21 protein-coding genes, 1 tRNA gene and 3 pseudogenes are annotated in these 24197 nt (G+C 48.3%); 18 read left to right on the top strand and 7 right to left on the bottom strand.

The window, feature by feature from the left end:
* Nucleotides 1-7: 7 nt before the first annotated feature.
* A tRNA-Arg gene (locus tag EAO38_RS04800) sits at nucleotides 8-84 on the bottom strand.
* Nucleotides 85-181: 97 nt separating this feature from the next.
* Between EAO38_RS04800 and rpsU the strand changes: the two genes are divergently transcribed.
* From rpsU to EAO38_RS04770, 6 genes are all read left to right on the top strand, one after another.
* Entirely contained in the window at nucleotides 182-394 is a 213-nt protein-coding gene (rpsU, locus tag EAO38_RS04795) for a 30S ribosomal protein S21 (RefSeq protein WP_121021630.1), read from the top strand.
* A gap of 8 nt (nucleotides 395-402) precedes the next feature.
* A complete protein-coding gene (gene fabG, locus EAO38_RS04790; RefSeq protein WP_121021628.1) occupies nucleotides 403-1164 on the top strand; it encodes a 3-oxoacyl-ACP reductase FabG in 762 nt (253 codons plus the stop codon).
* Nucleotides 1165-1344: 180 nt separating this feature from the next.
* A complete protein-coding gene (gene acpP / locus EAO38_RS04785) occupies nucleotides 1345-1581 on the top strand; it encodes an acyl carrier protein (RefSeq protein WP_121021627.1) in 237 nt (78 codons plus the stop codon).
* A 41-nt stretch (nucleotides 1582-1622) separates the two neighbouring features.
* Nucleotides 1623-2867, top strand: a complete 1245-nt coding sequence (locus EAO38_RS04780) for a beta-ketoacyl-ACP synthase II (protein WP_121021625.1) — start codon at nucleotides 1623-1625, stop codon at nucleotides 2865-2867.
* 8 nt (nucleotides 2868-2875) lie between these two features.
* Nucleotides 2876-3799: an acetyl-CoA carboxylase carboxyl transferase subunit alpha gene (gene accA, locus EAO38_RS04775; RefSeq protein ID WP_121021623.1), complete on the top strand. Its 924-nt coding sequence runs from the start codon at nucleotides 2876-2878 to the stop codon at nucleotides 3797-3799.
* Nucleotides 3800-3883: 84 nt separating this feature from the next.
* Entirely contained in the window at nucleotides 3884-5425 is a 1542-nt protein-coding gene (locus tag EAO38_RS04770; RefSeq protein ID WP_121021621.1) for a flagellin A, read from the top strand.
* Between the two features lie 11 nt (nucleotides 5426-5436).
* On the opposite strand, the gene hemW is transcribed toward EAO38_RS04770, so the two are convergent.
* Nucleotides 5437-6498 carry a radical SAM family heme chaperone HemW gene (gene hemW, locus EAO38_RS04765; protein WP_121021619.1) on the bottom strand — a complete coding sequence of 354 codons (1062 nt, stop codon included), beginning with the start codon at nucleotides 6496-6498 and terminating at the stop codon, nucleotides 5437-5439.
* A 53-nt stretch (nucleotides 6499-6551) separates the two neighbouring features.
* Here hemW and EAO38_RS04760 point away from each other — a divergent pair, with 53 nt between their 5' ends.
* From EAO38_RS04760 to EAO38_RS09465, 7 genes and pseudogenes are all read left to right on the top strand, one after another.
* Nucleotides 6552-6854 carry a c-type cytochrome gene (locus EAO38_RS04760; protein WP_121021617.1) on the top strand — a complete coding sequence of 101 codons (303 nt, stop codon included), beginning with the start codon at nucleotides 6552-6554 and terminating at the stop codon, nucleotides 6852-6854.
* 90 nt (nucleotides 6855-6944) lie between these two features.
* Nucleotides 6945-7415, top strand: a complete 471-nt coding sequence (locus EAO38_RS04755; RefSeq protein ID WP_121021615.1) for an RNA pyrophosphohydrolase — start codon at nucleotides 6945-6947, stop codon at nucleotides 7413-7415.
* Nucleotides 7416-8618, top strand: coding sequence for an aspartate kinase (locus tag EAO38_RS04750; RefSeq protein WP_121021613.1), 1203 nt, complete (start codon nucleotides 7416-7418; stop codon nucleotides 8616-8618).
* Nucleotides 8618-9130 carry a HobA family DNA replication regulator gene (locus EAO38_RS04745; protein WP_121021611.1) on the top strand — a complete coding sequence of 171 codons (513 nt, stop codon included), beginning with the start codon at nucleotides 8618-8620 and terminating at the stop codon, nucleotides 9128-9130. The genes EAO38_RS04750 and EAO38_RS04745 overlap by 1 nt, the downstream gene beginning before the upstream one ends.
* Complete coding sequence (locus tag EAO38_RS04740) at nucleotides 9127-9756, top strand: DNA polymerase III subunit delta' (RefSeq protein ID WP_121021609.1); 630 nt, start codon at nucleotides 9127-9129, stop codon at nucleotides 9754-9756. The genes EAO38_RS04745 and EAO38_RS04740 overlap by 4 nt, the downstream gene beginning before the upstream one ends.
* Before the next feature lie 38 nt (nucleotides 9757-9794).
* A pseudogene (locus tag EAO38_RS09410) lies at nucleotides 9795-10382 on the top strand (PAS domain-containing protein); the annotation flags it as partial.
* Nucleotides 10383-10571: 189 nt separating this feature from the next.
* A pseudogene (locus tag EAO38_RS09465) lies at nucleotides 10572-11096 on the top strand (methyl-accepting chemotaxis protein); the annotation flags it as partial.
* Here EAO38_RS09465 and EAO38_RS04730 read toward each other — a convergent pair.
* From EAO38_RS04730 to EAO38_RS04710, 5 genes are all read right to left on the bottom strand, one after another.
* A complete protein-coding gene (locus EAO38_RS04730) occupies nucleotides 11092-12297 on the bottom strand; it encodes a DNA methyltransferase (protein WP_121021604.1) in 1206 nt (401 codons plus the stop codon). The pseudogene EAO38_RS09465 and the gene EAO38_RS04730 overlap by 5 nt on opposite strands.
* Nucleotides 12297-12902, bottom strand: coding sequence for a hypothetical protein (locus EAO38_RS04725; protein ID WP_121021602.1), 606 nt, complete (start codon nucleotides 12900-12902; stop codon nucleotides 12297-12299). The genes EAO38_RS04730 and EAO38_RS04725 overlap by 1 nt, the downstream gene beginning before the upstream one ends.
* 79 nt (nucleotides 12903-12981) lie before the next feature.
* The gene (locus EAO38_RS04720; RefSeq protein ID WP_121021600.1) at nucleotides 12982-13995 is read right to left on the bottom strand and encodes an oxidoreductase; all 1014 of its coding nucleotides are present in this window, start codon (nucleotides 13993-13995) and stop codon (nucleotides 12982-12984) included.
* A gap of 74 nt (nucleotides 13996-14069) precedes the next feature.
* Nucleotides 14070-15557: a 2,3-bisphosphoglycerate-independent phosphoglycerate mutase gene (gene gpmI / locus EAO38_RS04715; protein ID WP_121021598.1), complete on the bottom strand. Its 1488-nt coding sequence runs from the start codon at nucleotides 15555-15557 to the stop codon at nucleotides 14070-14072.
* Complete coding sequence (locus tag EAO38_RS04710) at nucleotides 15558-16379, bottom strand: hypothetical protein (protein WP_121021595.1); 822 nt, start codon at nucleotides 16377-16379, stop codon at nucleotides 15558-15560.
* A 132-nt stretch (nucleotides 16380-16511) separates the two neighbouring features.
* Between EAO38_RS04710 and glyS the strand changes: the two are divergent.
* From glyS to EAO38_RS04685, 5 genes and pseudogenes are all read left to right on the top strand, one after another.
* Nucleotides 16512-18532, top strand: a pseudogene (gene glyS, locus EAO38_RS04705) (glycine--tRNA ligase subunit beta).
* Nucleotides 18495-19790: a TolC family protein gene (locus tag EAO38_RS04700; RefSeq protein ID WP_121021593.1), complete on the top strand. Its 1296-nt coding sequence runs from the start codon at nucleotides 18495-18497 to the stop codon at nucleotides 19788-19790. Before glyS ends, EAO38_RS04700 begins: the two are co-directional and overlap by 38 nt.
* An 11-nt stretch (nucleotides 19791-19801) precedes the next feature.
* On the top strand, nucleotides 19802-20854 hold the full coding sequence (locus tag EAO38_RS04695; protein ID WP_121021642.1) for an efflux RND transporter periplasmic adaptor subunit: 1053 nt from the start codon (nucleotides 19802-19804) through the stop codon (nucleotides 20852-20854).
* Nucleotides 20854-23916 carry an efflux RND transporter permease subunit gene (locus tag EAO38_RS04690; RefSeq protein ID WP_121021591.1) on the top strand — a complete coding sequence of 1021 codons (3063 nt, stop codon included), beginning with the start codon at nucleotides 20854-20856 and terminating at the stop codon, nucleotides 23914-23916. The genes EAO38_RS04695 and EAO38_RS04690 overlap by 1 nt, the downstream gene beginning before the upstream one ends.
* Complete coding sequence (locus EAO38_RS04685) at nucleotides 23916-24191, top strand: DUF3240 family protein (protein WP_121021589.1); 276 nt, start codon at nucleotides 23916-23918, stop codon at nucleotides 24189-24191. The genes EAO38_RS04690 and EAO38_RS04685 overlap by 1 nt, the downstream gene beginning before the upstream one ends.
* The last annotated feature ends 6 nt before the right edge of the window (nucleotides 24192-24197 follow it).

The following is a 24197-nucleotide window of genomic DNA, read 5'->3' as shown; positions in this document are numbered from 1 at the left end:
GCGGAAGTGGTGTGCTCAGAGGGATTCAAACCCCCGACCTACAGGACCGCAACCTGTTGCTCTATTCAGCTGAGCTATGAGCACCCAAAACGCCCATTATAACAGAATTTGTGCAATTTTAGGTTAAATTTTACAAAAACTTGTTAAGATCGCGCAAATTAGCAAGAAAGTAGGTGATAGCATGCCCGGGATTAAGGTAAGAGAAAGCGATAGTTTTGATGAGGCTTATCGGCGTTTTAGAAAACAGACTGATCGTAATTTAGTCGTAACAGAGTGTCGCGCGCGGCGCTTTTTTGAATCTAAAACCGAAAAACGCAAAAAGCAAAAGATCAACGCCAAAAAGAAGATTTTGAAGCGTTTGTATATGCTTAGGCGTTATGAGTCTAAACTCTAGGGGGTGTCGTGGAATTCAGCGGGCATAATGTACTAGTAACCGGGGCTAACCGCGGGATTGGGCGGGCGATCGCGCTTTTGCTGGGGGGGTATCGCAATCGAGACAGTCAACCCCTGAAGGTGTGGATTAACTACCGCGCTGATCACAAGGGTGCAGACACTCTAAAGGGGGAGATCGAAAATTTGGGGGGTCGAGCGGCTTTAGTCAAGTTTGATGTAACTTGCGAGGAGGAATTTATAGAGGGGGTTAAGACCATTGTAGATAGCGATGGAGGCTTGAGTTACCTGGTCAACAATGCTGGGATCGTCTTGGATAAGCTAGCGGTGCGCATGAAAACGGAGGAGTTTGTACGCGTACTTGAAACAAACTTGAAATCGGTCTTTGTGGGTTGTCGCGAGGCCTTGAAAGTGATGAGCAAGCAAAGGTTTGGGAGCGTGGTGAATCTCTCTTCGGTGATCGCTGAAAAGGGAAATTTGGGGCAGACTAATTACGCAGCGAGCAAGGGTGGGGTGATTTCCATGACTAAGTCCTTTGCCTATGAAGGGGCTTTGCGCCATGTGCGCTTCAATTGCGTAACCCCGGGCTTCATTGCCACAGACATGAGTGCCGGGCTTGATGATGCGCTCAAAGCTGACTATCTGAAAAACATTCCTCTAGCGCGCTTAGGTGAAGCTAAAGAGGTGGCTGGGGCGGTGGCCTTTCTGTTGAGTGATTTGGCTAGCTATATCACAGGTGAAACGCTTAAGGTCAATGGCGGATTGTATATGTAGGCGGGGGAATCCATCTTAAAGGAGAAACAATGAAATGGGTGTTTTTAATCTTGTTGTTAGTGATCATTTACTTCCTATATCGGATTGTAGATGTGTTGGAGCACAAGTAACCATTTAAGGTTGCTGAAGCGATTTTAGGCTAGAATTCTGGCTTAATTGCAAATTTAAGTAGGAGATTTCATGGCGTTGTTCGAGGAAATTCAGGCGGTGATTGTGGAGCAATTGAATGTGAACGCTTCTCAAGTGACAGAAGAAGCGGACTTCATTAAGGATTTGAACGCAGACTCTCTAGATGTGGTGGAGCTAATCATGGCTTTGGAGGAAAAGTTTGGGATTGACATTCCTGACGATCAGGCAGAGAAGATCAAAACCGTTGGTGATGTGATTAAGTTTATTGAAGAGCATAAACTAGCGTAGTGGCGCGTTAGTCTCGGCGCGTTGGCTATAAAGGAGAGTTGTTGCGTAGGGTTGTAGTAACGGGCATGGGCATGGTGAACGCCCTTGGGCTGAATAAAGAAGTTGCTTTTGATGCCATTGTGCGCGGGAAATGTGGGGTTAAGAAGATTTCCTGTTTTGACACAACGGGCTTTCCTGTACAAATTGCTGCTGAAATCACGGATTTTGATCCCGCCTCTGTCATGAATCTCAAGGATGTTAAAAAAGCAGGCCGTTTTATCCAGCTGGCCTTGTTAGCCAGTCAAGAGGCAATGGCAGAGAGTCATATTCTAGTGGAGGGCAAGTGCCCAGAATCTTTTGCCACCAGGATGGGGGTGAGTTCGGGTTCTGGGATTGGGGGTTTGGGCAATATTGAGGCCAACTCAATTTACTGCTATGACAAGGGGCCTAGAAAAGTTAATCCTTTTTTTATTACTTCCGCATTAGTAAATATGATTGGAGGATTTGTCTCCATTGAATACGGCATTAAAGGGCCCAATGTCTCTAGCGTAACCGCCTGTGCGGCGGGCACGCATGCCATCATTGAGGCGTATAAAACCATACTCTTGGACGGGGCCGATCGCATGCTTGTGGTAGGCGCAGAATCCACGATTTGCCCTGTGGGGATTGGAGGCTTTGCCTCTATCCGCGCTTTGTCTAACCGCAATGAAGAGCCCTTAAAAGCGTCCAGACCCTTTGACAAGGGGCGCAATGGGTTTGTGATGGGCGAGGGGGCTGGGGCATTGATCTTGGAGGAATACGAAAGCGCGAAACAGCGCGGGGCGCAGATTGTCGCGGAGTTGGTGGGCTATGGAGAAAGCGGGGATGCTAGCCATATCACCGCGCCCGCCCCTAATGGTGAGGGGGCTTACCGCGCTATGAGGTGTGCCCTAGAGATGGCTAGTAAGCATGGCGCGAAAGTGGGCTATATCAACGCGCATGGCACCAGCACTAGCTACAACGATCTCTATGAGACGATTGCCTTGAAAAATGTCTTTGGGGGGAGGGAGAATGTCCCCCCCGTGAGCTCCACTAAGGGACAGATTGGGCATTGCTTAGGCGCGGCCGGTGCGCTTGAGGCAGTTATTTCTTTAATGGCACTCCAAAGAGGGGTGATGCCTCCTACCATCAACCAAGAGGTTCGGGACCCGGGTTGTGATTTGGACTATATCCCCAATGAGGCGCGCCCATCCAAACTACAGGCCGTCATGAGCAACTCTTTTGGCTTTGGAGGCACCAACGCGGTGGTGGTTTTTAAATCTCTTTAGGTTTAAGTGTGGCAGTTTATCTAGATTTTGAGAATCGCATTAAGGGGATTCAGGATGACATTGAGATGGCATCCATCAGGGGCGATACGGACGCGCAGGATATTTTAGAAAAGCGTTTGAGCAAAGAGATTAAGAGCGTGTACACTAGCCTGACGGACTACCAACGCTTGCAGCTTGCCCGCCACCCTGATCGCCCCTATGCGATGGATTATATAGAGTTGATTTTAGAAGATCGCTATGAGATGTTTGGAGATCGCCACTTTAGCGATGACAAGGCCATCGTGAGTTTCATTGGTAAGATTGACGGAGTAGCAGTAGTGGTGATCGCCGAAGAAAAGGGACGGGGTACTAAGAACAAACTCAGGCGTAATTTTGGCATGCCTAATCCAGAGGGCTATCGAAAGGCCCTCAAGAGCGCGAAATTCGCCGAGAAATTCAATTTACCCATTCTGATGTTAGTAGACACTGCTGGGGCTTATCCGGGAATTGGGGCTGAGGAGAGGGGGCAGAGCGAGGCGATTGCAAAAAATTTACAAGAATTTGCCGCGCTCAAAGTGCCCACGATTTCTATCATCATTGGTGAGGGCGGCAGTGGGGGCGCGTTGGCGATCGCCGTGGCAGATCGCTTGGCCATGATGGAGTATTCTGTCTTTAGCGTGATTTCCCCAGAAGGGTGCGCGGCGATTTTGTGGAATGACCCCAGCAAGGCAGAGGTGGCAATCAAAGCCATGAAAATCACCCCCAACGATCTCAAACAAGCCCAGCTCATTGATGATATTATTCTAGAGCCCCAAAGAGGGGCGCATCGTGACAAGCTTGAAGCCAGTCGCGCCATTAAAAACTACTTTCTTACCCAACTTCCCTTGATCCAAGAGCAAGATTTTTTAGCCTTGCGCTATGAAAAATTGATGCGTTGTGGGGCTTTTGCTTAGTACGGGGGTTTATAATTTTCAATTATAACCGATATAAGAACACCAAAGCAGGGACGCTTTAGGTTAGACTAACAAGGAGTTATTATGGCATTTCAGGTCAATACGAACATCAATGCGTTAAACGCCCATGCCGTTGGGTTGGTTACACAGCGCGATTTGAGAGAATCGCTTGAACGCTTGAGTTCGGGTTTGCGGATCAACAAGGCTGCTGATGACGCGTCAGGGATGACTATCGCGGATTCTTTGCGTTCGCAAGCTAAGAGTTTGGGGCAGGCGATCTCTAACACCAATGATGGTATGGGGATCATACAGATCGCAGATAAGGCGATGGACGAGCAGATCAAGATTTTAGACAATATCAAAGTAAAGGCCACACAGGCCGCTCAGGATGGGCAGAACGCCCAGTCTAGGAAGGCGTTGCAAGCAGACATTATCCGCCTGATCCAGAGTTTGGATAATATTGGTACCACGACCTCCTATAATGGGCAAACGTTGTTGTCTGGAATGTTTTCCAATAAGGAATTCCAAGTAGGGGCATATTCCAACGAGACCATCAAGGCGAGCATTGGTGCGGCCACTTCTGATAAGATTGGTCAAGTCAAGATCGTTACCGGGCAAAATATCACCGCAGCCGGTGAGGTGGCTCTAACCTTTAAACAGGTAGATGGTGTACACGATGTGTCTTTGGAGAGTGTGAAAATCTCTACAAGCGCGGGTACAGGGCTTGGCGTGTTAGCAGAGGTGATTAATAAAAACTCTAATGCGACTGGGGTGCGCGCTAACGCCAATGTCATCACCACTTCTGATAGCGCAATCAAGTCTGGAAGCTTGAGTAGTTTGGTGGTCAATGGCGTGGAGATCGGCAATATCCTTGGCATTAAAAAGAATGATAGCGATGGGCGTTTGGTGGCCGCTTTGAACGCGGTAACCGCTCAAACTGGTGTGGAGGCCTATACCGACTCTGTGGGGCGTTTAAACCTCCGTAGCATCGATGGGCGTGGCATCAATATCAAGGCAAAATCCAGCAATGTAGACGCGCAAGGCTTGGCTTTGGACACTTTGAACGGAGGGCAGAACATCACCCAGGGGTCTTTAAACTTCGGACGGCTTTCTTTAGTCAGACAGGACGCTAGGGATATTTTGGTCGTCTCTGGGGCCAATGTGAGCGCGTCTGCAGGTTATGCGGCGATCGGGTTTGCTAGAGGCGCACCTGCTAGCACCACAGTCAACCTTAGGGATGTGCTTGGGGAATTTAACCAAGCGGTGCGTTCGGCCTCTGGGGCTAACTACAATAAGACTCTTGCAGCTGAAAACCTCACTCTAGGTTCTGGGGTAACCACCTTGCGCGGGGCGATGGTGGTGATGGATATTGCAGAGTCGGCGCAAAAGATGCTTGACAAAGTGCGCTCTGATTTGGGTTCTGTGCAAAACCAAATGGTGAGCACGGTGAACAATATCACCATCACCCAAGTCAATGTAAAAGCCGCTGAGTCTCAAATCAGGGATGTGGATTTCGCCCAAGAAAGTGCCAATTTCAGCAAGAACAACATCTTGGCACAATCTGGTAGCTATGCGATGAGTCAGGCTAACACTGTGCAACAAAATATCTTGCGCCTTTTGACTTAGCTTTTTAAGCTCTAGTGGCTCAGCCACAGAGCGATCTCGTCTGCTAGAAAAAAGTCTCGCGCGACGAGGCGATCTCTTTGCAGATAACAAACCTTCTCTTCTAGTAAAGTCTTAACTTTCTCTGGTGCAAGTAGGGCAGTGTTGACCCCCAAAGTACAGCGCAAGCCTAAAAAAACTGCTTCAAAGTTCATATCCTCTATGCGCAATTGCTCCAGCCGTGCGTGTATGGGGTTGGCAATATAGCTCCTGACATCTTTAAGCTTGTAGAGACGTGTTTGCCCCACGCGCCCCACCGCCCCCGCCCCACAACCCATATACTCTAAACCCTGCCAATAGCCCAAATTGTGTAAACATTGATAATCTCTAGCGTAATTAGACACTTCGTATTGTATAAACCCCTTCATGCCTAAACACGCTTTCATGTGCGCATCTAGACGGGGCAAGATTTCTAAAGAAGTGTCAGCAAGTCTTGTATTGTCTTCTAATGTGAGACTATAGGCAGAAAGATGATCAATGGGTAGGGCACTGGCCTGAGCGACTTCTTGTTCTAGACTTTGGGGGGTGTCTAAAGGAGTGTTATAGATGAGATCAATGCTCAAGTGCGCGATGCCGCTTTGTCTAGCAAAGTCTAGGGCTCTATAGACATTTGCACAGCTGTGATCGCGTTGCAAAAAGCGCAACTTGGACTCTAAAAAACTTTGTACCCCTATGGACAAACGCGTCATCCCAAAACTCTTAAGCGCGTTGCACCACTCTAAAGACACCAAATCCGGATTAGCTTCTAGGGTGATTTCGATATGAGGGCTTAGATAGGCGTGCTTGGCGATGGTGTCAAATATCTCTGCGTAGTGTCGGATTGTGAGGGTGTTGGGCGTGCCTCCTCCAACGAAAATAGATTCCAGACATCCCCCCTTTAACGATGCGCTGATATCCTGACAAAGTGCCTTGACATAGCTGTCTTGGAGCACGTCTAATCCGCTAAAGGAGTTAAAGGCGCAATACCCGCATTTGCTTTGACAAAAAGGGACATGGATATAAAGACTTTTAGGGGGAGTGTGGCTAGTTTTAAGCATGGCTTAATCCTTGAAATAATACCATTATGGCATATCTTGGTAAGGAGTTGGCTATGAAAAAAGTGGTTTTTTTGGGCGCGCTCGCAGGGTTGAGTTTGCTTTGGGGGGCGGATCCAGCGGTGTTGATCAAGAAATGCGCGGGCTGCCACGGGGCTTCTATGGAAAAAAAGGCCTTTGGAAAGGGGCATGTGGTGAACACTTTGGACAGTGCTACCATCAAAGAGGATTTGATGGGCTATAAGGCGGGTTCACTCAATCGCTATGGCTCCGGGGCGATCATGCATAGCCAAGCTAAAAATCTCAGCGATGCAGATATTGAAGTGCTAGCAAAGTATATTCCTACCCTTAAAAAGTAGATGGACTTGAGGGGGGTTTATCTGCACTTTAGGCCTGTGTGTTATAATCTCTTAGCTTGGTGCTTTTGTAGCACTGATAAAGGATCACACATGGACACGCAAAAGAGTTATCGTCCCAATGTAGCTGCTGTGGTGCTCTCTTCTTGTTATCCTAGGGATTGCGAGTTTTTTGTCGCCCAGCGCATTGATATTCAGGGGGCGTGGCAATTCCCTCAAGGGGGGATCGATCAGGGCGAGACCCCCCTCAAAGCTCTGTATCGCGAATTGCTAGAGGAGATTGGCACTAACGCAGTAGAGGTGATTGCCGAGTATCCCAAGTGGATCACCTACGACTTCCCTCCCACGATGACCAAAAAGCTTTACCCCTTTGATGGACAAAAGCAACGCTATTTTTTGGTGCGCCTCAAGAGCAACACTTCTATCAATATCCAAACCTCCTCCCCAGAATTTGATCGCTACGAATTTGTCAAGCCTAGAGAGCTCTTTTCTAGGGTTGTGCACTTCAAACGCCAAGTTTACCGCCAAGTCATTGGCTATTTCAGACAACAAGGGTATTTGTAAGTGTTGGTGGTGCAAAAATTTGGGGGTAGCAGTGTAGGGAGCTGTGCGCGTATCCAAGCTGTAGCCCAAAGGGTGGCGCAAAGCAAGATGCGTTTTGAAGACGTGGTGGTGGTGGTTTCAGCCATGGGGGACACTACAGACGACCTATTGGAGCTCGCGCATGCTTTTGGCAATAAACTCAATCGCAGAGAGTTAGATCGCTTATTGAGCAGCGGTGAGCAGATCTCTAGCGCGCTTTTGGCAATCGCTTTGGAGTCATTGGGGCAAAAGGCATATTCCTTAAGCGGCAGGGACGCAGGGATTCTTACCGATGTACACTTCACGCGCGCGCAAATTTTAGAAATAGATGCCACGCGCATTCGAGATTTGCTGGCACAGAATTTTATCGTGGTGGTGGCAGGTTTTCAGGGAGTGAGCAAGAGCGGGGAGATCACCACATTAGGGCGGGGGGGGAGCGATCTGAGCGCGGTGGCACTGGCGGGGGCTTTACGCGCCCAACTTTGTGAAATTTATACTGATGTAGATGGCATTTACACCACCGACCCGCGCATTGTACCCAAAGCGAGTAAGATCGCCCAAATTAGTTACGATGAGATGTTAGAGTTGGCTTCTATGGGGGCTAAGGTGTTGTTTAATCGATCCGTAGAATTGGCTAAGAAATACAATATCCCTCTCATCACGCGCAATTCTTTTAACGACAATCCGGGTACTCTCATCACTTCAGAGGAGCAAATTGTGGAAAAACCCATTGTAAGTGGCATCGCCCTAGACAAGGATCAGGCGCGGGTGAATATCATTGATGCGTGCGATTACCCCGGAATCGCTGGGGAAATCTTTGGATTATTGGCTGAAGCTAATCTCAATATTGATATGATCGTGCAAACTATTGGAAAAAATGGCAAGACCAATATCAATTTCACTTTACCTGAAGAGGATGTGGAGATTTGTCAACAAGTGCTAAAGAATGTGCGCGACATCGGTTCTGTAGAGTGCGATCGCCAGGTAGCCAAGGTGTCCGTGGTGGGCGTGGGCATGCGTTCACACTCTGGAATTGCCAGCGCGGCTTTTAAAGCATTGGCCAAGGAGAATATTAACATTTTAATGATCAGCACCAGCGAGATCAAGATTTCAGTAGTGGTGGACGTTTCTCTAGCCGAACTTGCCTTAAAAACTTTACACAAAGCCTTTAAGTTAGAATTATAATGGAGTTAGCCTGTCGTGCCCGCCAAATTTTACAAGAGCAACACGCGAAATTAGGACGCGCATGGTTTCAGTCCTATGACTGGGGAGAGTTTTCTAAGAGTGTGCGCCATATTTTGGAGGGTGGGAGTGTGTTGTTATGTGTAGACAAAGAACGCACTTGGTTTAAACACTACGTGTTGGCGCACTTGAACGCTAAGAAATTGCGCCCCCTTGTGCCCATTGTCGATGGCTTCTTTGGGTATCCTTCTTTGTTACAAGACACGCAGGAGTGGCCTTTAGTGAGCGATCTCTTGGATTTGACATACCGCAATTACATGTTTTGGTACGTGGGCAAGGGAGGAGATTTAAGCAAATGGGTGTCTAGCAAGGCACATTTTTTATGGTTGTTAGATACTGAAGATGGCTTGTTGCGCGCACAAGATCCTTTATTGGATCTCAAATTGCTCCAGCTTTACCGGGTGTTTGAAAGTGTGCTATTTGAAAGCATGTTGGGGCAATTGGGTTTAGAATGAGCAGTGTCCTAATTCTTGCTAACGCGCCTAAACAAGAGGCCCTAGAATATAGAGCGGCTTTAGAAGCGCACGCACAAAGCCCCTTATGGATACAATCCTGCATAGAGGAAGAACTCAAAATAGAACATGCCCAAGAGATCAAACGTGCTTGTGTGTTGGGTTACCCCGGGCAGAAGATCTACATCATTGCTGCACACCATTTTAATGTCTTTGCCCAAAACGCCCTGCTCAAGATTTTAGAAGAACCCCCTTTAAATACGCGTTTTGTGCTCATCGCTAAACACAGGCACGCGCTTTTACCCACAATTCTCTCGCGCCTGAGTTGCCAAGATCGGCGCACTAGGGCCTGTCATGAACGCTTTTGTTTAGACCTAAACACTTGTGATTTAACTGCTGTCTACGCCTACTTGCAAGATTTAGACAAAAAGGCTCTAAACCCTGAAGATGCCAAACTCCAAATTCAGGCTTTCTTATTTGCCCTGCAAGAAAGCGCGATCCCCCTAGATTTAGATCTGTTGCAGAGTGTGGATCAGGCCATGCACGCCAATCACCTGTATTACCGCCCTAGCTATAATCTCTTACCGCTACTCTTAAGAGTGTTAGAGTTAAGAGATGGGAGACGCTAAGAAGCGATTTTAGGATTAACCCTAGTAAAGGAGATGAAATGTTTACAAAGCCCTATGTGTTATTTTTGCAAAATTTGGCCACTACTTTGCGCCAAAACCCCCTAGATCTCCGCGCACTTTTGGCTCTCCCCACCCCCTGCCCTGAAGCCAAGCAGGTATTAGAGGCTCTAACCCAAATTTTTGACAAGCAAAACGCGCAACTAGAACGCCAGCAAGAGAACGAAAGACGTATACAAGAACAAGCTAAAGACTTGGAGACACTTGACAAACGCCTTTACATCGCTGAGAACATGTGTGAAGCCAGCGGGGATGGATTGTGGTACATGCACTACCCTAGCGATGGTGTCATAAAGCCAGATACCCCTTTTTATTGGTCTGATAAGCTTAGAAACCTCTTGGGTTTTTCCTCTGAAGCGGAGTTTCCCAATGTACTAAGCTCCTGGATGGCAAGGGTACATCCTGAAGACACGGCGCGTGTCTCGGCTCTCTTTGAGAGCGCGCTTAAAGATAGGAGCGGGAAGATTAACTACAATCTTGTCTATCGCATCAGGACCAAACAAGACATTTATAAACACTATCGAGCCACCGGGCTAGTCAAGCGCAACACACAGGGAGATCCCATCTTCATTGCCGGAGCCCTGCAAGACATTGAAGCCCAAATACATAGTCAAGAGGAATTAGACAATATCGTAGAACGCTTTACCCTGTCTCTCTCCCTTATCTCTGATCGTATCTTTGATCTGCGCTTGCAAGAAGATAACTTGCTCTCTGCTAATAACCCTTGTTGGTTTTCCCCGCGTTTGGGGACAAGAGTCGTGGGGAGTCAACATCCCCCTTCGTTGCAATCTCTCCTCTCTTGTTTGTCTAAAGAAAGCCAACCCTTATTCTTAAGCACCTTAGAAGAGATCGCCAAAAGCCTAGCCTTACATAAGACTCCCGATCCTGTGAAATTAGAACTCACGCTCAAGCATCACGACAACCAGCAATTTTATACGTATGAATTTCAGGCCACCGGGATCAGCAAGGAAGTGGAGGGCGTATACACGAGGCGTATCGTGGGCGTGTTGTCCAATATTGAAGCGCAGAAAAAGCAGGCGGAGTTTTATGCCAAGGAGGAGGAATTTAACCATAGAACTAAAGAGAGTTTGAACAACATTGCCCAAATCATCTCTAAGATCGACAGTATCGCCAAACAGACCAATTTGCTCGCACTCAATGCCGCCATTGAAGCCGCGCGCGCGGGCGAACACGGGCGGGGTTTTGCAGTGGTGGCCGATGAAGTGGGCAAATTGGCTAATAAGACTAGCGAAGCCACTAACGAGATTGGTGCTTTACTCAAACCCGCACATCTGTAAGCGACTCCATGGCATCGCAGGGGGTCTTGGGTGAAGTGTTTTCAAACAGGCTATAAGAAGTTTTTAATTGTTGCAAGCGCAAGCGCATGATATTGGCAATGTGGGGTTCTAGGCCTTCAGCCCTTAGGCGCGCACAGGCATGCGGGTTATTTCTAATGGGTTCTTTGTTTTGGCAAAGGCAGAAGCAAAGCTGGGCATCTGTTTGTGCATTGAGTTCTAGAACGGCCTGCGCGCTGGTGCCAGAACCCGCAAAGAAATCTAGTACAATCGAATTTTTAGGCGTACAACAAGAGATTAGATATTTGATGAGCGCAACGGGCTTGGGGGCTTTGAACACATTGCCTAAACCTAGCCTTTCTAAGTCTTTTGTGCCCTGTCGGCTATAAAAATCCAGCACACTTAACACCTTGTCTTTAGATTCTCTAAGGTAGTGTTTTTCATAGGGGCGTTTATTTCTAAACACAAGCTTGCCGGCATGGTACAACGCTTTAAACTTCGCATCGCTACACCATCCTCTGCTCTTTAAAGGGGCTAGGAAAAGCCCGATCTCTGCTAAGTGAACCTCTCTGGGCGCGCTGGGCGTGGACAAATCTTTAGCAAAATAGATTTCACCCACACAATCCACCAGATTATAATTCTTTAAAAAGCGAAACCCGCTTTGCTGGCTTAAGGTGGCAATATTCTGTTTTAAAATCTCTTGGGCTCTCTGCTGCCCATGCTTTTTAAAGGCATCTTTCACACAGCGCATGAGGGCGTTCAAAGGAGCTTGATACATGGGCATCTGCACTCTTAAACTCTCAAAAGGGGGGGCCTTACTTTTATCTTTCGCATAACTCAAGACATACTCGTGAATCGTGTTAATGTGTTTAGCGTTGCTCCTAGTGGCCTGTTTGGTGATGAAAACCCCTAAGAAATTTTGCGCGCCATAAATGCTATCTAATATGAGCTTGAGTGCTGCCATCTTGTGATCATCAATGGAAACAAACAAACAGCCCTGACTTTTTAATACTCTCCTAGCTGCTTGCAAGTGCTCCTTGATCCAAGCCTCATAATTTCCACGACAATCATGATATTCAAATGCGCCCCTGGTGTTGTAAGGCGGGTCGATGTAAATAGTCTGCACGCTTTGGCTTTCTAGGCGCGCCAAGCAATCTAGCGCATCCATCATGAAGACCTTATGTTGCATTAGTCGTCTCTAAAACGATCTCTAAAACAACTGCCATATTTGTTTGCCAGCAAATCTTGGCATTTCTGCGCGCTGATAATGGGTTTAATGTAAAATCCATACTCCTTAAGCAGTTTGGAGAGACTAAGGGTTTGCGTGGATCGTCTCTGCGCTTGTTTACACTCTATGAATTTGCGCTCTAGATAGTCTCCTATATTTCTATGTTGTCCATAGACAATGAACAAAAGGTCGGCAATCGATTCCCACACCCCTACGGCTAAAGTCGTTCTAGGGTCTTTAAATACCTGTGCTTTTTCTAAAGTCGTGTCGTTGAAGGTGGCACTCCAACTTTGGCTAGAAAAAGAAACCTGCTTGATCTCTAAAAACTCTACACTTTGGCTTTTTCGCGCGTCCAATCCATGTTTGTCTGTATTGATACAATCATAGCCCAAATGCAACGCCACCATGCTGTCTCTGAGCTCGTTTAAGAGGGAATCGCTATCCAGCTTATGATATCGGCGTTGCACTTGGGCGATCCTACACAGGGCTTCTATACCCTGACTGACAAAATTTAGATCTATGCGACCAAAGCAACCTTTATCATATAGAGAAAGACCACCGCTCACTACATTAACCTCCGCATCGTTCTTTTAAAGACAGCTGAAACTTTAAACTATTAATTCTGCGTACAAAGGTTTCCAGTGCTTACAAGTGCACCATTCTAGCGTAGGGCTTAGGAATCTCGATCTCTTGCCCTAAGCTTAAGGCGGCATTAAAGCACCAAAAAGGGTTTTTTAAGAGCGCGCGGGCTAGATAGATCGCATCCACAACTTGGCTCGCGATGATTTTCTGGACCATTTTGGGTTCTTCTAACGCCCCACCCCCGATAGTGGGTTTACCTAAAGTCTCTTTCAAATATTGCGCGCTGGAGAGCTGGTAGCCTGGATACACCTTGATGGGTGCTTCCACCACGCCACCAGAACTCACATCTAAAGCGTCATAAAGAGCATCTAGGGGTTCTAAAAGTTGTGCCATTTTTTCAGGAGTGTTGCCCTCTGGGTGATAATCATGAGCAGAGATTCGCAATAAGAGAGGCAGATCAACCGCCTCTTTAATGGCCTCTAGTACTTCTTGCAAGAATAGGGCGCGATCTTTGCCATAGGCATCGCTTCTTTGATTGGTTAAAGGAGAGAGAAAGCTGCTGATCAAATACCCATGGGCGGCGTGGATTTCTAGGGCATCAAAGCCGGCGTGTTTGGCACGTACGGCGGCTAATTTAAAAGCAGAAATCACCTGTTTAATGTCTTCTTGATCCATTTCTTTAGGCAGAGCGTACTGGGCATTGAAGCGTAGGGCTGAGGGGGCTAACAGCTGTGTGTCTTTTAATATCCCCTTTCTGCCCGCATGCCCGATTTGCAAGGCTATCTTAGAGCCGTGGCTATGGCATTGTTCTACGATTCCTGCTAAACCCGCTACATGCCCCTCCTCATAAAGACCCAAATCGCCCGGATCGATCCGTCCATTTGCGCACACCGCCGCCACTTCTACAATGATCAAACCCACCTGTCCGATGGCACGGCTAATATAGTGGTGTGTGTGCCACTGGTTAATATACCCATCCTGCGCGCTGTATTGATCCATCGGAGCCATCACCACGCGGTTTTTAAGACTCAAATCGTTGATCTGCCATGGACTAAATAAAAGAGCCTTGCCCGACATCTGCACTCCTTAATACTAATGCGCGTTCTTATCAAAATCTACCCAACGGGGTTTTAATGGCACTACGCAAAACCCTAAAACAACGGCGCGTCCATGCTTTCTGGAATCTGTAAGCCTAGCAATTTGAGCACGCTAGCAGCGACATTATTCAGCCCGCCGCCCTTAAGGTGGGTAACCCCCTGCCCTAGCACAAAGCAATAGACTTCATAGGTGGTGTGGTTAGTGAGCATCGCCTCATTCTCATCGCGCATTTGTTCGCAATTGCCATGATCGCTGGTCAAAAGCATGGCGTAATGGAGTTCTTGGGCGAGTTGCAAGATCGCGCCCAATTGCGCATCGATCGTTTCTACCGCGCGCACCGCCGCCTCAAAATTACCCGTATGCCCCACCATGTCCCCATTGGCAAAGTTGACGATGATGAGATCCGTGCCCTTGCGCATGCATGCGCGCACCGCCTCCCCCACTTCTAACGCGCTCATTTCAGGGCGCAGATCATAGGTGGTTACTTTGGGGCTGGGGACTAAAATGCGCTCCTCGCCCACAAAGGGGGCTTCTAACCCCCCATTGATAAAGAAACTCACATGGGCGTATTTCTCCGTTTCGGCGATGTGGGCTTGGCTCAACCCAGCCTCTGAAACCACCTTGGCTAAGGTGGTTTTAACCTCTTCTTTGGGGAAGAGCACCGGGTAATTAAAAGCCGCGCTATAAGCGGTCATGGTGGCAATTAACAATTCTGGCGCGCCCGCACCGCACTCTGAGAGCCCCTCAAAGGGGTCTAAGTCCCCGCCTAAAACTTGCACAATTTGGCGCACCCGATCGCTGCGAAAATTGATCACAATCAAGCCCTCGCCATCAAACATGCCCGCATACGCCCCAAAACTGGCCGGCTCAATAAATTCATCCATAACGCCCCGGGCATGCATGTGCGCGACATAGGCTTCAGGGCTTAGATCGCTCTTGTTCTTGGCATGCGCGATGCTCTCATAGGCTTTTAGAGTGCGCTCAAAGCGCTTGTCGCGATCCATCGCATAGAAACGCCCTGAGAGTGTGGCGATGTGGATGCGCTCATTGCAAATACCCCCTACTAAGGCCAAATACTCTAGCGCGCTGGTGGGCAGGACATCGCGCCCATCGCTCACCAAGTGCAACCACACTTGTTTGCCCATGCGCTCTAAGAGCAATGCCATGCCCATTAAGTGGTTGATGTGAGAGTGCACCCCCCCATCGCTCATCAAACCTAGTACATGCACTACGCTCGCATGTTCTGCCACACTTTGAAACGCGGGATTGTCCTCAATGAGTTCTTGTTCAAACGCTTTAGAAATCCGGACCAAATCCTGATCGAGCACGCGCCCCGCTCCAATGCACATATGCCCCACTTCAGAATTGCCCATCTGCCCCTCTGGCAAGCCCACACTCAGGCCATGTGTCTTTAATAAGCTATGGGGCAAATTGGCAAACATCCAATCGTAAGCGGGTTTTTTAGCATGGTAAAAGGCATTGGCATGAGAAGAAGGATTATGCCCAATGCCATCGGTGATAATGAGTAAAGTCTTTTGCATTTAGAACACCGGGGCTTCTTGCATCAAGAAGATAGAGTCGTCCTCTTTGCGCTTCTTGTGCGGGGTTTGAGAGTTTGATTTGTAGACATGTTCTTTAGGTTTTTGGGTGTGGGTAGGGGTTTTCTTGTGGTGGGTCTTAGGGGGGGTATAGTGCTTCTTAGGGGTGCTCTTGGGCTTGGGTTTGGGGTGGATTTCTAGGGGGCGGACCTCGCTTTGGGCATAGGTCGTGCGCTTTTCAAATTTCTTATCAGCGTCCACGCTTTGCTGGAGAGTGGGCATCACGCTTTGAAGGACCTTGATTTTAGCTAAAATGTCTTGATAGTATTCATTAGCACTTTGGTTGAGGTAGTCATTTTTCTGCCAGCGCAAGCCCTTGTGGTAAGACTTGATCATATTCTTCAAATCCCCCTTGTGGGTGCGCCGCCAACTCACTAGCATATCCAACGCCACTTTAGAGGCGAAAGCCTTGTCGCGGATGAGCAAATCCCCATAGACATTCTGCATAAAACGCGTGTCGCGCTCATTGTAGAGTTTGAGTACGCTAGGGATGTAGGCATGGTAAATGCCCGCGCTTGGATCGCCAAAATTCACCCGATACATCCCCGCACAAGATTCTTTCCACGCGATGGCGGCCAACTCATAACCCAAATCCTGCTTAAAGCCATAGCGATAGGCGTAGACGATGATCCGCTTTTGTTGATCGTTGAATTTGAGCGGATCGTTGCACTCAGCCAGATCAACTTTTTCTGCACGGAGCAACCCCACAGTGCTTAGTACGCCCACCACTACAGCCCACCACAACCCCCCACGCGCTCTTTCCATACCCAAACCTCATCAAATATTTTTTACCTAAGGCTTATTATGATACTATAGCTCGTCTTAAGAATTCTATTAAGCCCACCCCTAGGAGCGTGTTTGAGCCAAGCGGTACTCGTTGAGATTTTAACCGAAGAAATGCCCGCTGGTGCGCTGTTGCAAGAATTGCCCCGTATGTTGGATAAATGGGATCATCTTGTCGCCCAGCACGATTTAAAAGCGGTGTTTGAACTTTTCTACACCCCTACGCGTCTTGTACTCTACACGCCCCATTTTCCCACCCACACGCCTGCTAAAACATGCGCCCATTTTGGACCCCCCCTAGAGATTGGCACAAAAGAGGGGGTACTCAATGCGATTGGGGAGAAATTCTATACCAAATTAGGGCTTCCCCCCCTACTAGCCACCACCACCAAGAATCACAAGCAAGTACTCTACGCCACCACCACCACCCCCCCCATTCCCACCCCCGCCCTTTTAGACCAAATGGTATTAGATTTCTTGCACGCCCTAGATTTTGGCAAAAGCATGGCATGGGGTTCTATTCAGGATCGTTTTATCCGCCCCATTCACAATATTTGCGCCATTATGGGCACAACTCCCTTAGAAATGCCTCTTTGCGCGCGCGCTTATGGCTGTGGGACACAGGCATGTACAAAATTGCATTTTGCGCGCAGCTTTGCATGGATCCCTACGCCCAATATCGCGCGTTATTTTGAAGTCTTACAAGAGGGCGGGGTGATCTTAGAGCCTGCCAAACGCGCGCCAAAATCTTAGAAGAAATCCACGCCCTAGAGCAAGAACATGGGGTACGCGTGCAGATCAATGCAAATCTACTAGAAGAAATTATTGCCATCACTTCTTACCCGACCGCCCTTTATGGGCGCTTTGACTCCACATTCTTAAGCTTGCCCCCTGAGATCATCAGCACCTCTATGCAGGAGCACCAACGCTATTTTTCTGTCTTTAAGGGCGAATCCTTGCATAACGCCTTTGTGGTGGTGAGCAACACCCCTTTAGAACATGGGGATTTTAGCCAGATTATCGCGGGCAATGAAAAGGTGCTCAAAGCGCGTTTGAGCGATGCGGTGTTCTTTTATCAAAACGATCTCAAACAATCCCTAGAATGGAGTGTGATCGCGCAAAATTTAGAAAAGATCGCCTTTGTGCAAGGCTTAGGGAGCTTGAAAGATAAGGTGCAACGCGAGCAACACATCGCGACATGGTTAGCCCATCAATACCAGCCAAGCGCGCAGCCCACACTTCAAGAGATTCTAGCCCTAGCCAAAGCGGACTTATGTAGCGAAGTGGTTTATGAATTCCCTGAATTGCAGGGGGTGATGGGCTCTTACTACGCACGCCACCACTTGAAGGACCAGGCCGTGTGCACGGCCATTCAAGAACAATACCTGCCCGTAGGTGAAAACACCCCCCTACCTTCTACCTTACTGAGCGCGTTGGGCGCGTTGGCGATCAAATTAGACACCCTGCTCGCCCTTTTTAGCATAGGCAAGATCCCCACCGGATCCAAAGACCCCTTTGCCCTGCGGCGTGCGGCTAATGGAGTTTTGCGAATCTGTTTGCATTACAACTTGGATTTCAATCTGCGCACGCATGTGCAAGCTCTAGCAGGTGCTTATGCCCCCTTTGATCTAGAAACACTCAGAGATTTCATGCTAGAGCGCTTTATCCATGTGCTCGCCTCCCAAATTGCCCATTTTAACCCCACCTTCTATAAAGCCGTGCTCAAAGGGCTTAAGGCGTTGCACAGCGATGCCTATGGAGTATGCGAGATCGCCCGCAAGGTGCAGGCATTGCATGCCTTCTTCAATCAAGATCGCGCCCTAGAATTGGTGGCAATTTTTAAACGCGTGGCTAATATTACGCAGGGCAACACCCCCTCACAAGTGGATTTAACCCTGTTTAAAGACCCCAGTGAACACGCGCTCTATCATGCTTACGCGCATGTAGCGCGCATGGAGTTTGGTGATTTTTTAGACAAGCTCAACGCCCTATCTTTGCTCAAAGACCCCTTAGAGTGCTTTTTTGATCGGGTCCTGGTGAACGACCCCTGTTTACAAACCCAACACAACCGCCAAGGCTTGCTTCACTTGATTTACCATGAATTTTTGGGTGTGGCAGACATTAAAGAACTTTAGAGTGCGGGTTGCCTTTTTATGCGCCCTATTGCTCTGTTTTTTGGACGCGCGTACCTTTTCCCTAGAAGAATTTTTCAAGCGCGTGGAGCACAACTCTTTAGAGTTGATCGCCAAAAAAGCCGACTTCATCAGTCTTTTAGAGGAGCAAAAATCCACCAATGCGTGGGATTTTCCTTTCATTTCTAACGAAACCTCTGTGGTGCGCAACTATCAAGGCATTGCCGAAGCCCAGCCCCGTACGGTTTTGATGATCAAGCCCAAGCTCCCATGGGTTAGCCGCTTGTTGGCGCGCTCCCTCTCTATTAAAAATGTGCAGTACCGCAAGAGTTACGAATTGAGCCGTAATCTTGCCTTTATTGGGGCCAAACGACTCTATTTAAACTACATTCTCAACATTGAAAAGCACAAAATCTACGCCCAACGCGAGCATATCTTTTTTCAAGAACTCAGTGCGGCTAAAAGCAAGGTGAGCGCGGGGAGCATGTCTGAAAAAGACTATATCAACTTCAAGAATTCTTACTTAGAATCCAAGTTAGCTAAGATCAATATTGAAACCCTCATCATCAATCAAGAGAGAACCTTGCACACGCTATTGGCCATTGTAGATCCCATAGAGGGCGATGTACCCTTTAGCGCCTTTTTAGACCCCCTGCGCGCCATCAAGATCCCCGCGCTCAAATTTGATTATGTACACTTGGGCGCGCATGCGCTCGAGCGTATTTTAAATCGTTCGCTGTATGTGGAGGTGTTGGATTTGAGTGCTAAAGACTACCGCGTCAATGCCAAACTAGCCAACCGCGATGTGTTTCATAACTTTGAATTTGGATTTGGGGCTGAGAGCTATAACTCAGCGACCAATCTTTCTATGGAGTTTAGCATCCCCTTGCCCGTAACCCCTAAGAACATTCATCTCAAACGCAAGTTTCTTGCTCTAGAAAATGGGGCGCGCGCGCAAAATGAAGTGACCAAGCGCAATATCCGTATCAACGCCAACGCCTATCTCCAACAACTCAGAACCAAAGAACGCTATATGCGCATCCAAATTCAAGCCATTGACAATAAGAGAGACTTGATGGAAAAGGGGCGTATCGCCTATGAAGCCCAGAAAATCGGGCTATTTGAGTACTTGATCTATCAAAACTCCTACATGGACGCGCTCATCGCCCTTGCCCAAGCCAAGATGGAGTATGTAGACATCACCGCATTATTAGAAGAGAGTTTGGGGGAGACCTTGACACAAGTAGGAGATGTGCGTTGAGAAAATGGCTCATGGTGATCTTGGGGCTTGCGGTGGGCCTGCAGGCTTATGAAGAAATCGTTTTAACGCCCAAGCAAATCGCGGGCTTGGATTTGAAGGTGGTGGCTTTAGATCAACAGGTGATTTCTGAGGGCTTGCCTTTTAATGCGATCATTGATTTTAATAATTTCAATCTCAAGCACTCGGTGGTGCAGAGTTTGAGCTTTAATGCGAGTGTGGTCGCCATTTACAAAAGCGAGGGCGAACATGTCAAAAAGGGCGATCTCATCTGTGAAATCAGCTCGATTGATTTGAGCAATCTCTATTTTGAGTTGCAAAACGATCAAAATAAACTCAATGTCGCCTTAGAGGTGAGTCGCAAGGATAAAATGCTCTACCAACAGGGGGTGATCGCCAAGCGCGAGTACCAAACTAGCTATCTTGCCAGTCAAGAAGTAAGCCTTAAAGTCCAAGAATTAGAAAACACTTTTAGAAGTTTTGGCATCGATCCTAATCATCCTAGGGGGGAGTATGGCTTTAGAATCATCGCCAGGCACGGGGGGGTTCTCTCCATTGCGCCCAAAGTGCTAGGCGAGCGCATCCCCGCCTTCACCACCTATATTCGCATTTCAGAAAATAGCGATCTCATCGCGCGTATCAGAGTGCCGGTGAGTCTCTCTAAATACATCCAAACAGGTTCTGTTGTTTTAGACGCGCTGGGCAATCCCATCGGGCGCATCCAAAGCGTGTCCGTGGTGTTAGACAAAAATTCTAACACCATTTTAGCCACCGCGCGCATTGAGCAGGGCAATTACCATGTGGGCGAGATGGTCAATCTCTTCATTCAGGGCTCTAGACCCAAAAACACTTTATTAGTGCCCTCTGATGCCGTGATCAAAAACGATCAAGACTACCTCATTTTCGTGCGCACCAAGAAGGGGTTCTTGCCTGTGGCAGTACAGGTTTTAGAGGAGCGCAACCACGCCTTTGTGATCAAGAGCGCCCATCTCAACCCCCATACCAAAGTGGCCACGGGCGCGCTGGTGAGTTTAAAGGGCATTTTAAACCACTTTGGGGATGATTGATGTTGGATCGCATCCTAGAGTTTTCGCTAAGACAACGCTTGGTGGTGCTCATCTTTGCGGGGTTGCTCTTGGGGTTTGGCTTTTATAGCTTTTTGAACACCCCCCTAGATGCCTTCCCAGACATGGCACCCACACAGGTCAAGATCGTCTTAAAATTGCCCGGCTCTTCGCCCGAAGAGATGGAGAACAATGTCGTGCGCCCCTTAGAGCTAGAACTGCTAGGGCTTAAGGGGGAAAAATCCCTGCGCAGCACTTCTAAATACTCGGTGTGCGACATCACCATTGATTTTGAAGATGGCATGGATATTTACCTAGCCCGCAACATGGTCAATGAAAAATTAGCCCTAGTCTTGCCCGATCTGCCCCAAGGGGTGGATGGGGGGATTGCGCCCATTGTAACCCCACTCTCAGACATCTTTATGTTCACCATTGATGGGAATTTGCCCGATGTGGGCAAACGCCAACTTTTAGATTTTACGATCCGCCCGATGTTGCGCACCATCCCGGGCGTGGCAGATGTGAACGCCATTGGGGGCTTTGCGCGCGCCTTTGTGGTGATCCCGGATTTTAATGACATGGCGCGCTTAGGGATTTCTATTAGCGATTTGGAGCACGCCCTCAAAGCCAATTTGAGCAATAGCGGAGCAGGGCGCATCGATCGCGATGGAGAAACCTTTTTGGTGAAGATTCAAACCATCGCGCTCACCCCCGAACAAATTGCCAATATCACCATCCCCACCAATCAAGGGCATTTGCACATTAAAGACTTTGCCAAGGTGATCACGCATTATCGCACCCGTTTGGGGTTTGTAACCAAGAATGGGGTAGATGAAACCACAGAGGGGCTTGTACTCGCCCTAAGAGGGGCAAATTCTAAAGAGATCATCACCCGGGTGCGTGCCAAATTAGAACAGGACATCAAGCCTCTACTGCCTGCAGGGGTGCATATCCACATCTTTTACGATCGCTCAGAATTCACCCATAAAGCCATCTCTGCGGTCAATAAGACCCTGCTAGAAGCGATTACCCTCATCATCTTGACCTTGTTTTTATTCTTGGGGAATTTTAGAGCAAGTGTGGCGGTGAGTGTGATTTTACCCTTGAGCTTATCTGTGGCGTTCATGGGGATCAAGCTCAGTGGGATCACCTTGAATTTGATGAGTTTGGGCGGGCTCATCATCGCCATAGGCATGTTGATCGACTCGGCAGTCGTGGTGGTAGAAAATGCCTTTGAAAAACTAGGGCATAACAAGACAACCACCCCCCTACACACCATTTATCGCGCCTGCAAAGAGATCGCCCTCTCTGTGGTGAGCGGGATTGTTATCATTATCGTCTTTTTTGTGCCCATTTTGTCCCTGCAGGGCATAGAGGGCAAGATGTTTAGACCCCTAGCCTCCAGTATTGTCTTTGCCCTCTTGGGCACTTTAGTGCTCTCTATCACACTGATCCCAGTGGTCGCTTCTTTGGTGCTCAAAGCCCAAACCCATAAAGAGACCTTGATCACGCGCTTTTTTTATCGCATTTATACTCCTCTGCTGCATTTTTCACTCAGCCGCCCTAAACTAATGATCCTTGGGGCGTTGGTGTTTTTAAGCGCAAGCCTTTCGCTCTTCCCCTTTGTGGGCAAGGCGTTCATGCCTAATTTAGATGAGGGGGATAGTGTGCTGAGTATTGAGAGCGTGCCCTCCATTTCTTTGAGCCAATCTAGGGATTTGATCTTGCACATTGAAAAAACCCTAAAAGAACGCGTTAAAGAAATTAAATCCATCGTGGCGCGCACGGGCTCAGACGAATTAGGGCTAGACTTGGGCGGACTCAACCAAACCGATATGTTCATCTCCTATATCCCTAAGTCGGAGTGGAGCGTGCCCACTAAAAAAGCCCTCCTAGATAAGATCGCCCAAGCCCTAGAGGATTTCAAGGGGGTTAATTTCGCCTTCACCCAGCCCATTGAAATGCGCATTTCTGAAATGCTCACGGGGGTGCGCGGGGATTTGGCGGTTAAGATTTTTGGCGATGACATCGCCAAACTCAACGCCCTCAGCGCGCAGATTGTAGAGATCATCAAGGGAGTCAAAGGCTCTGATGAGGTCTTGACCGAACTCAACAAGGGGATTAACTACCTCTATGTAACCCCCAATCGCGATGCGATGGCGAATGTGGGGATCACCAGCGATGAATTTGCCAAATTCTTAAAATCCGCCCTAGAGGGCTTGGTGGTAGAATTTATCCCCACAGGGATCTCTAGAACCCCGGTCATCATCCGCCAATCCCAAGACATCGCCACCAATATCACCCTAATCAAAAGCCTAGAGATGACTTCTAGTCGCGATGTGGCGGTGCCCATCACCTCTATTGCGACCTTGAAAGAAGTAGATGGACCAGTTTCTATTGTGCGTGAAAACTCCAAGCGCATGAGCGTGGTGCGCTCAAATGTGGTGGGTAGGGATTTGGGGGGCTTTGTGGCTGAGATCAAGGCAAAAGTCAACGCGCAGGTACACCTACCCCCCAATTATTACATCACCTACGGGGGGCAGTTTGAAAACCAAGAGAGAGCCAATAAAAGACTAGCGACCATCATCCCCTTGAGTATTTTGGTGATCTTTTTCATTCTCTTTTTCACCTTTAACAATGTGGCGTTAGCGTTGCTCATTTTGTGTAATATCCCCTTTGCGATCACAGGCGGGCTCATCGCGCTCTTTGTCAGCCATGAATATATCTCTGTGCCCGCAAGTGTGGGTTTTATCGCGCTCTTTGGCATTGCCGTGCTCAATGGGGTGGTGATGGTGGGCTATTTTAGAGAACTTCTAGCCCAGGGCAAAAAAATAGAAGAAGTGGTGCTAGAGGGCGCGCTCAGACGGCTTAGACCGGTGTTGATGACCGCCTGCATTGCCGGCTTAGGGCTTATCCCGCTCTTGCTCTCCAATGGAGTGGGTTCTGAAGTGCAAAAACCCTTGGCGATCGTGGTGCTAGGCGGGCTAGTCACCTCTAGTATTTTGACCTTGTTGCTATTGCCCCCCATGTTCATGTTGCTAGCCAAAAAAATCAAGGTGATCTAATGGTGTTTTTGGATATTTACGCCCCCGCGCGCTTAGTGGATAGACTGACAGATTATCTTTTAGAACAGGGCTATAGCGATTTCTATTTGAGTCCATGCTTTCAATACAGCGCAGCGAGTCTGCTCAAAAGCCCCAAAGAACAGGTGAGCGGGCGCAAAGATTACGCCCACTTGCGCCTATGCCTGCTAGAGGACAACGCGCGCGCGCTCGCTCAAGAGATCAAGGCGCGTTGTGCCCCAAGCGCGCTGTATTTGATCCCGGTTACAGCGCTTTAAAGCGCG

The organism is Helicobacter vulpis, from assembly GCF_003660395.1.
GTDB lineage: Bacteria > Campylobacterota > Campylobacteria > Campylobacterales > Helicobacteraceae > Helicobacter > Helicobacter vulpis.
Note: the sequence above shows the minus strand (reverse complement) of the source record. Positions and strands in the feature narration are given on the sequence as shown.

Bases quoted from the DNA above. Each gene is read 5' to 3' on its own strand.
- rpsU (WP_121021630.1), top strand. From the start codon at position 182: ATGCCCGGGATTAAGGTAAGAGAAAGCGATAGTTTTGATGAGGCTTAT.
- acpP (WP_121021627.1), top strand. From the start codon at position 1,345: ATGGCGTTGTTCGAGGAAATTCAGGCGGTGATTGTGGAGCAATTGAAT.
- EAO38_RS04770 (WP_121021621.1), top strand. From the start codon at position 3,884: ATGGCATTTCAGGTCAATACGAACATCAATGCGTTAAACGCCCATGCC.
- hemW (WP_121021619.1), bottom strand. From the start codon at position 6,498: ATGCTTAAAACTAGCCACACTCCCCCTAAAAGTCTTTATATCCATGTC.
- EAO38_RS04760 (WP_121021617.1), top strand. From the start codon at position 6,552: ATGAAAAAAGTGGTTTTTTTGGGCGCGCTCGCAGGGTTGAGTTTGCTT.
- EAO38_RS04755 (WP_121021615.1), top strand. From the start codon at position 6,945: ATGGACACGCAAAAGAGTTATCGTCCCAATGTAGCTGCTGTGGTGCTC.
- EAO38_RS04745 (WP_121021611.1), top strand. From the start codon at position 8,618: ATGGAGTTAGCCTGTCGTGCCCGCCAAATTTTACAAGAGCAACACGCG.
- EAO38_RS04740 (WP_121021609.1), top strand. From the start codon at position 9,127: ATGAGCAGTGTCCTAATTCTTGCTAACGCGCCTAAACAAGAGGCCCTA.
- EAO38_RS04730 (WP_121021604.1), bottom strand. From the start codon at position 12,297: ATGCAACATAAGGTCTTCATGATGGATGCGCTAGATTGCTTGGCGCGC.
- EAO38_RS04720 (WP_121021600.1), bottom strand. From the start codon at position 13,995: ATGTCGGGCAAGGCTCTTTTATTTAGTCCATGGCAGATCAACGATTTG.
- gpmI (WP_121021598.1), bottom strand. From the start codon at position 15,557: ATGCAAAAGACTTTACTCATTATCACCGATGGCATTGGGCATAATCCT.
- EAO38_RS04710 (WP_121021595.1), bottom strand. From the start codon at position 16,379: ATGGAAAGAGCGCGTGGGGGGTTGTGGTGGGCTGTAGTGGTGGGCGTA.
- EAO38_RS04700 (WP_121021593.1), top strand. From the start codon at position 18,495: ATGAATTTTTGGGTGTGGCAGACATTAAAGAACTTTAGAGTGCGGGTT.
- EAO38_RS04695 (WP_121021642.1), top strand. From the start codon at position 19,802: ATGGTGATCTTGGGGCTTGCGGTGGGCCTGCAGGCTTATGAAGAAATC.
- EAO38_RS04690 (WP_121021591.1), top strand. From the start codon at position 20,854: ATGTTGGATCGCATCCTAGAGTTTTCGCTAAGACAACGCTTGGTGGTG.
- EAO38_RS04685 (WP_121021589.1), top strand. From the start codon at position 23,916: ATGGTGTTTTTGGATATTTACGCCCCCGCGCGCTTAGTGGATAGACTG.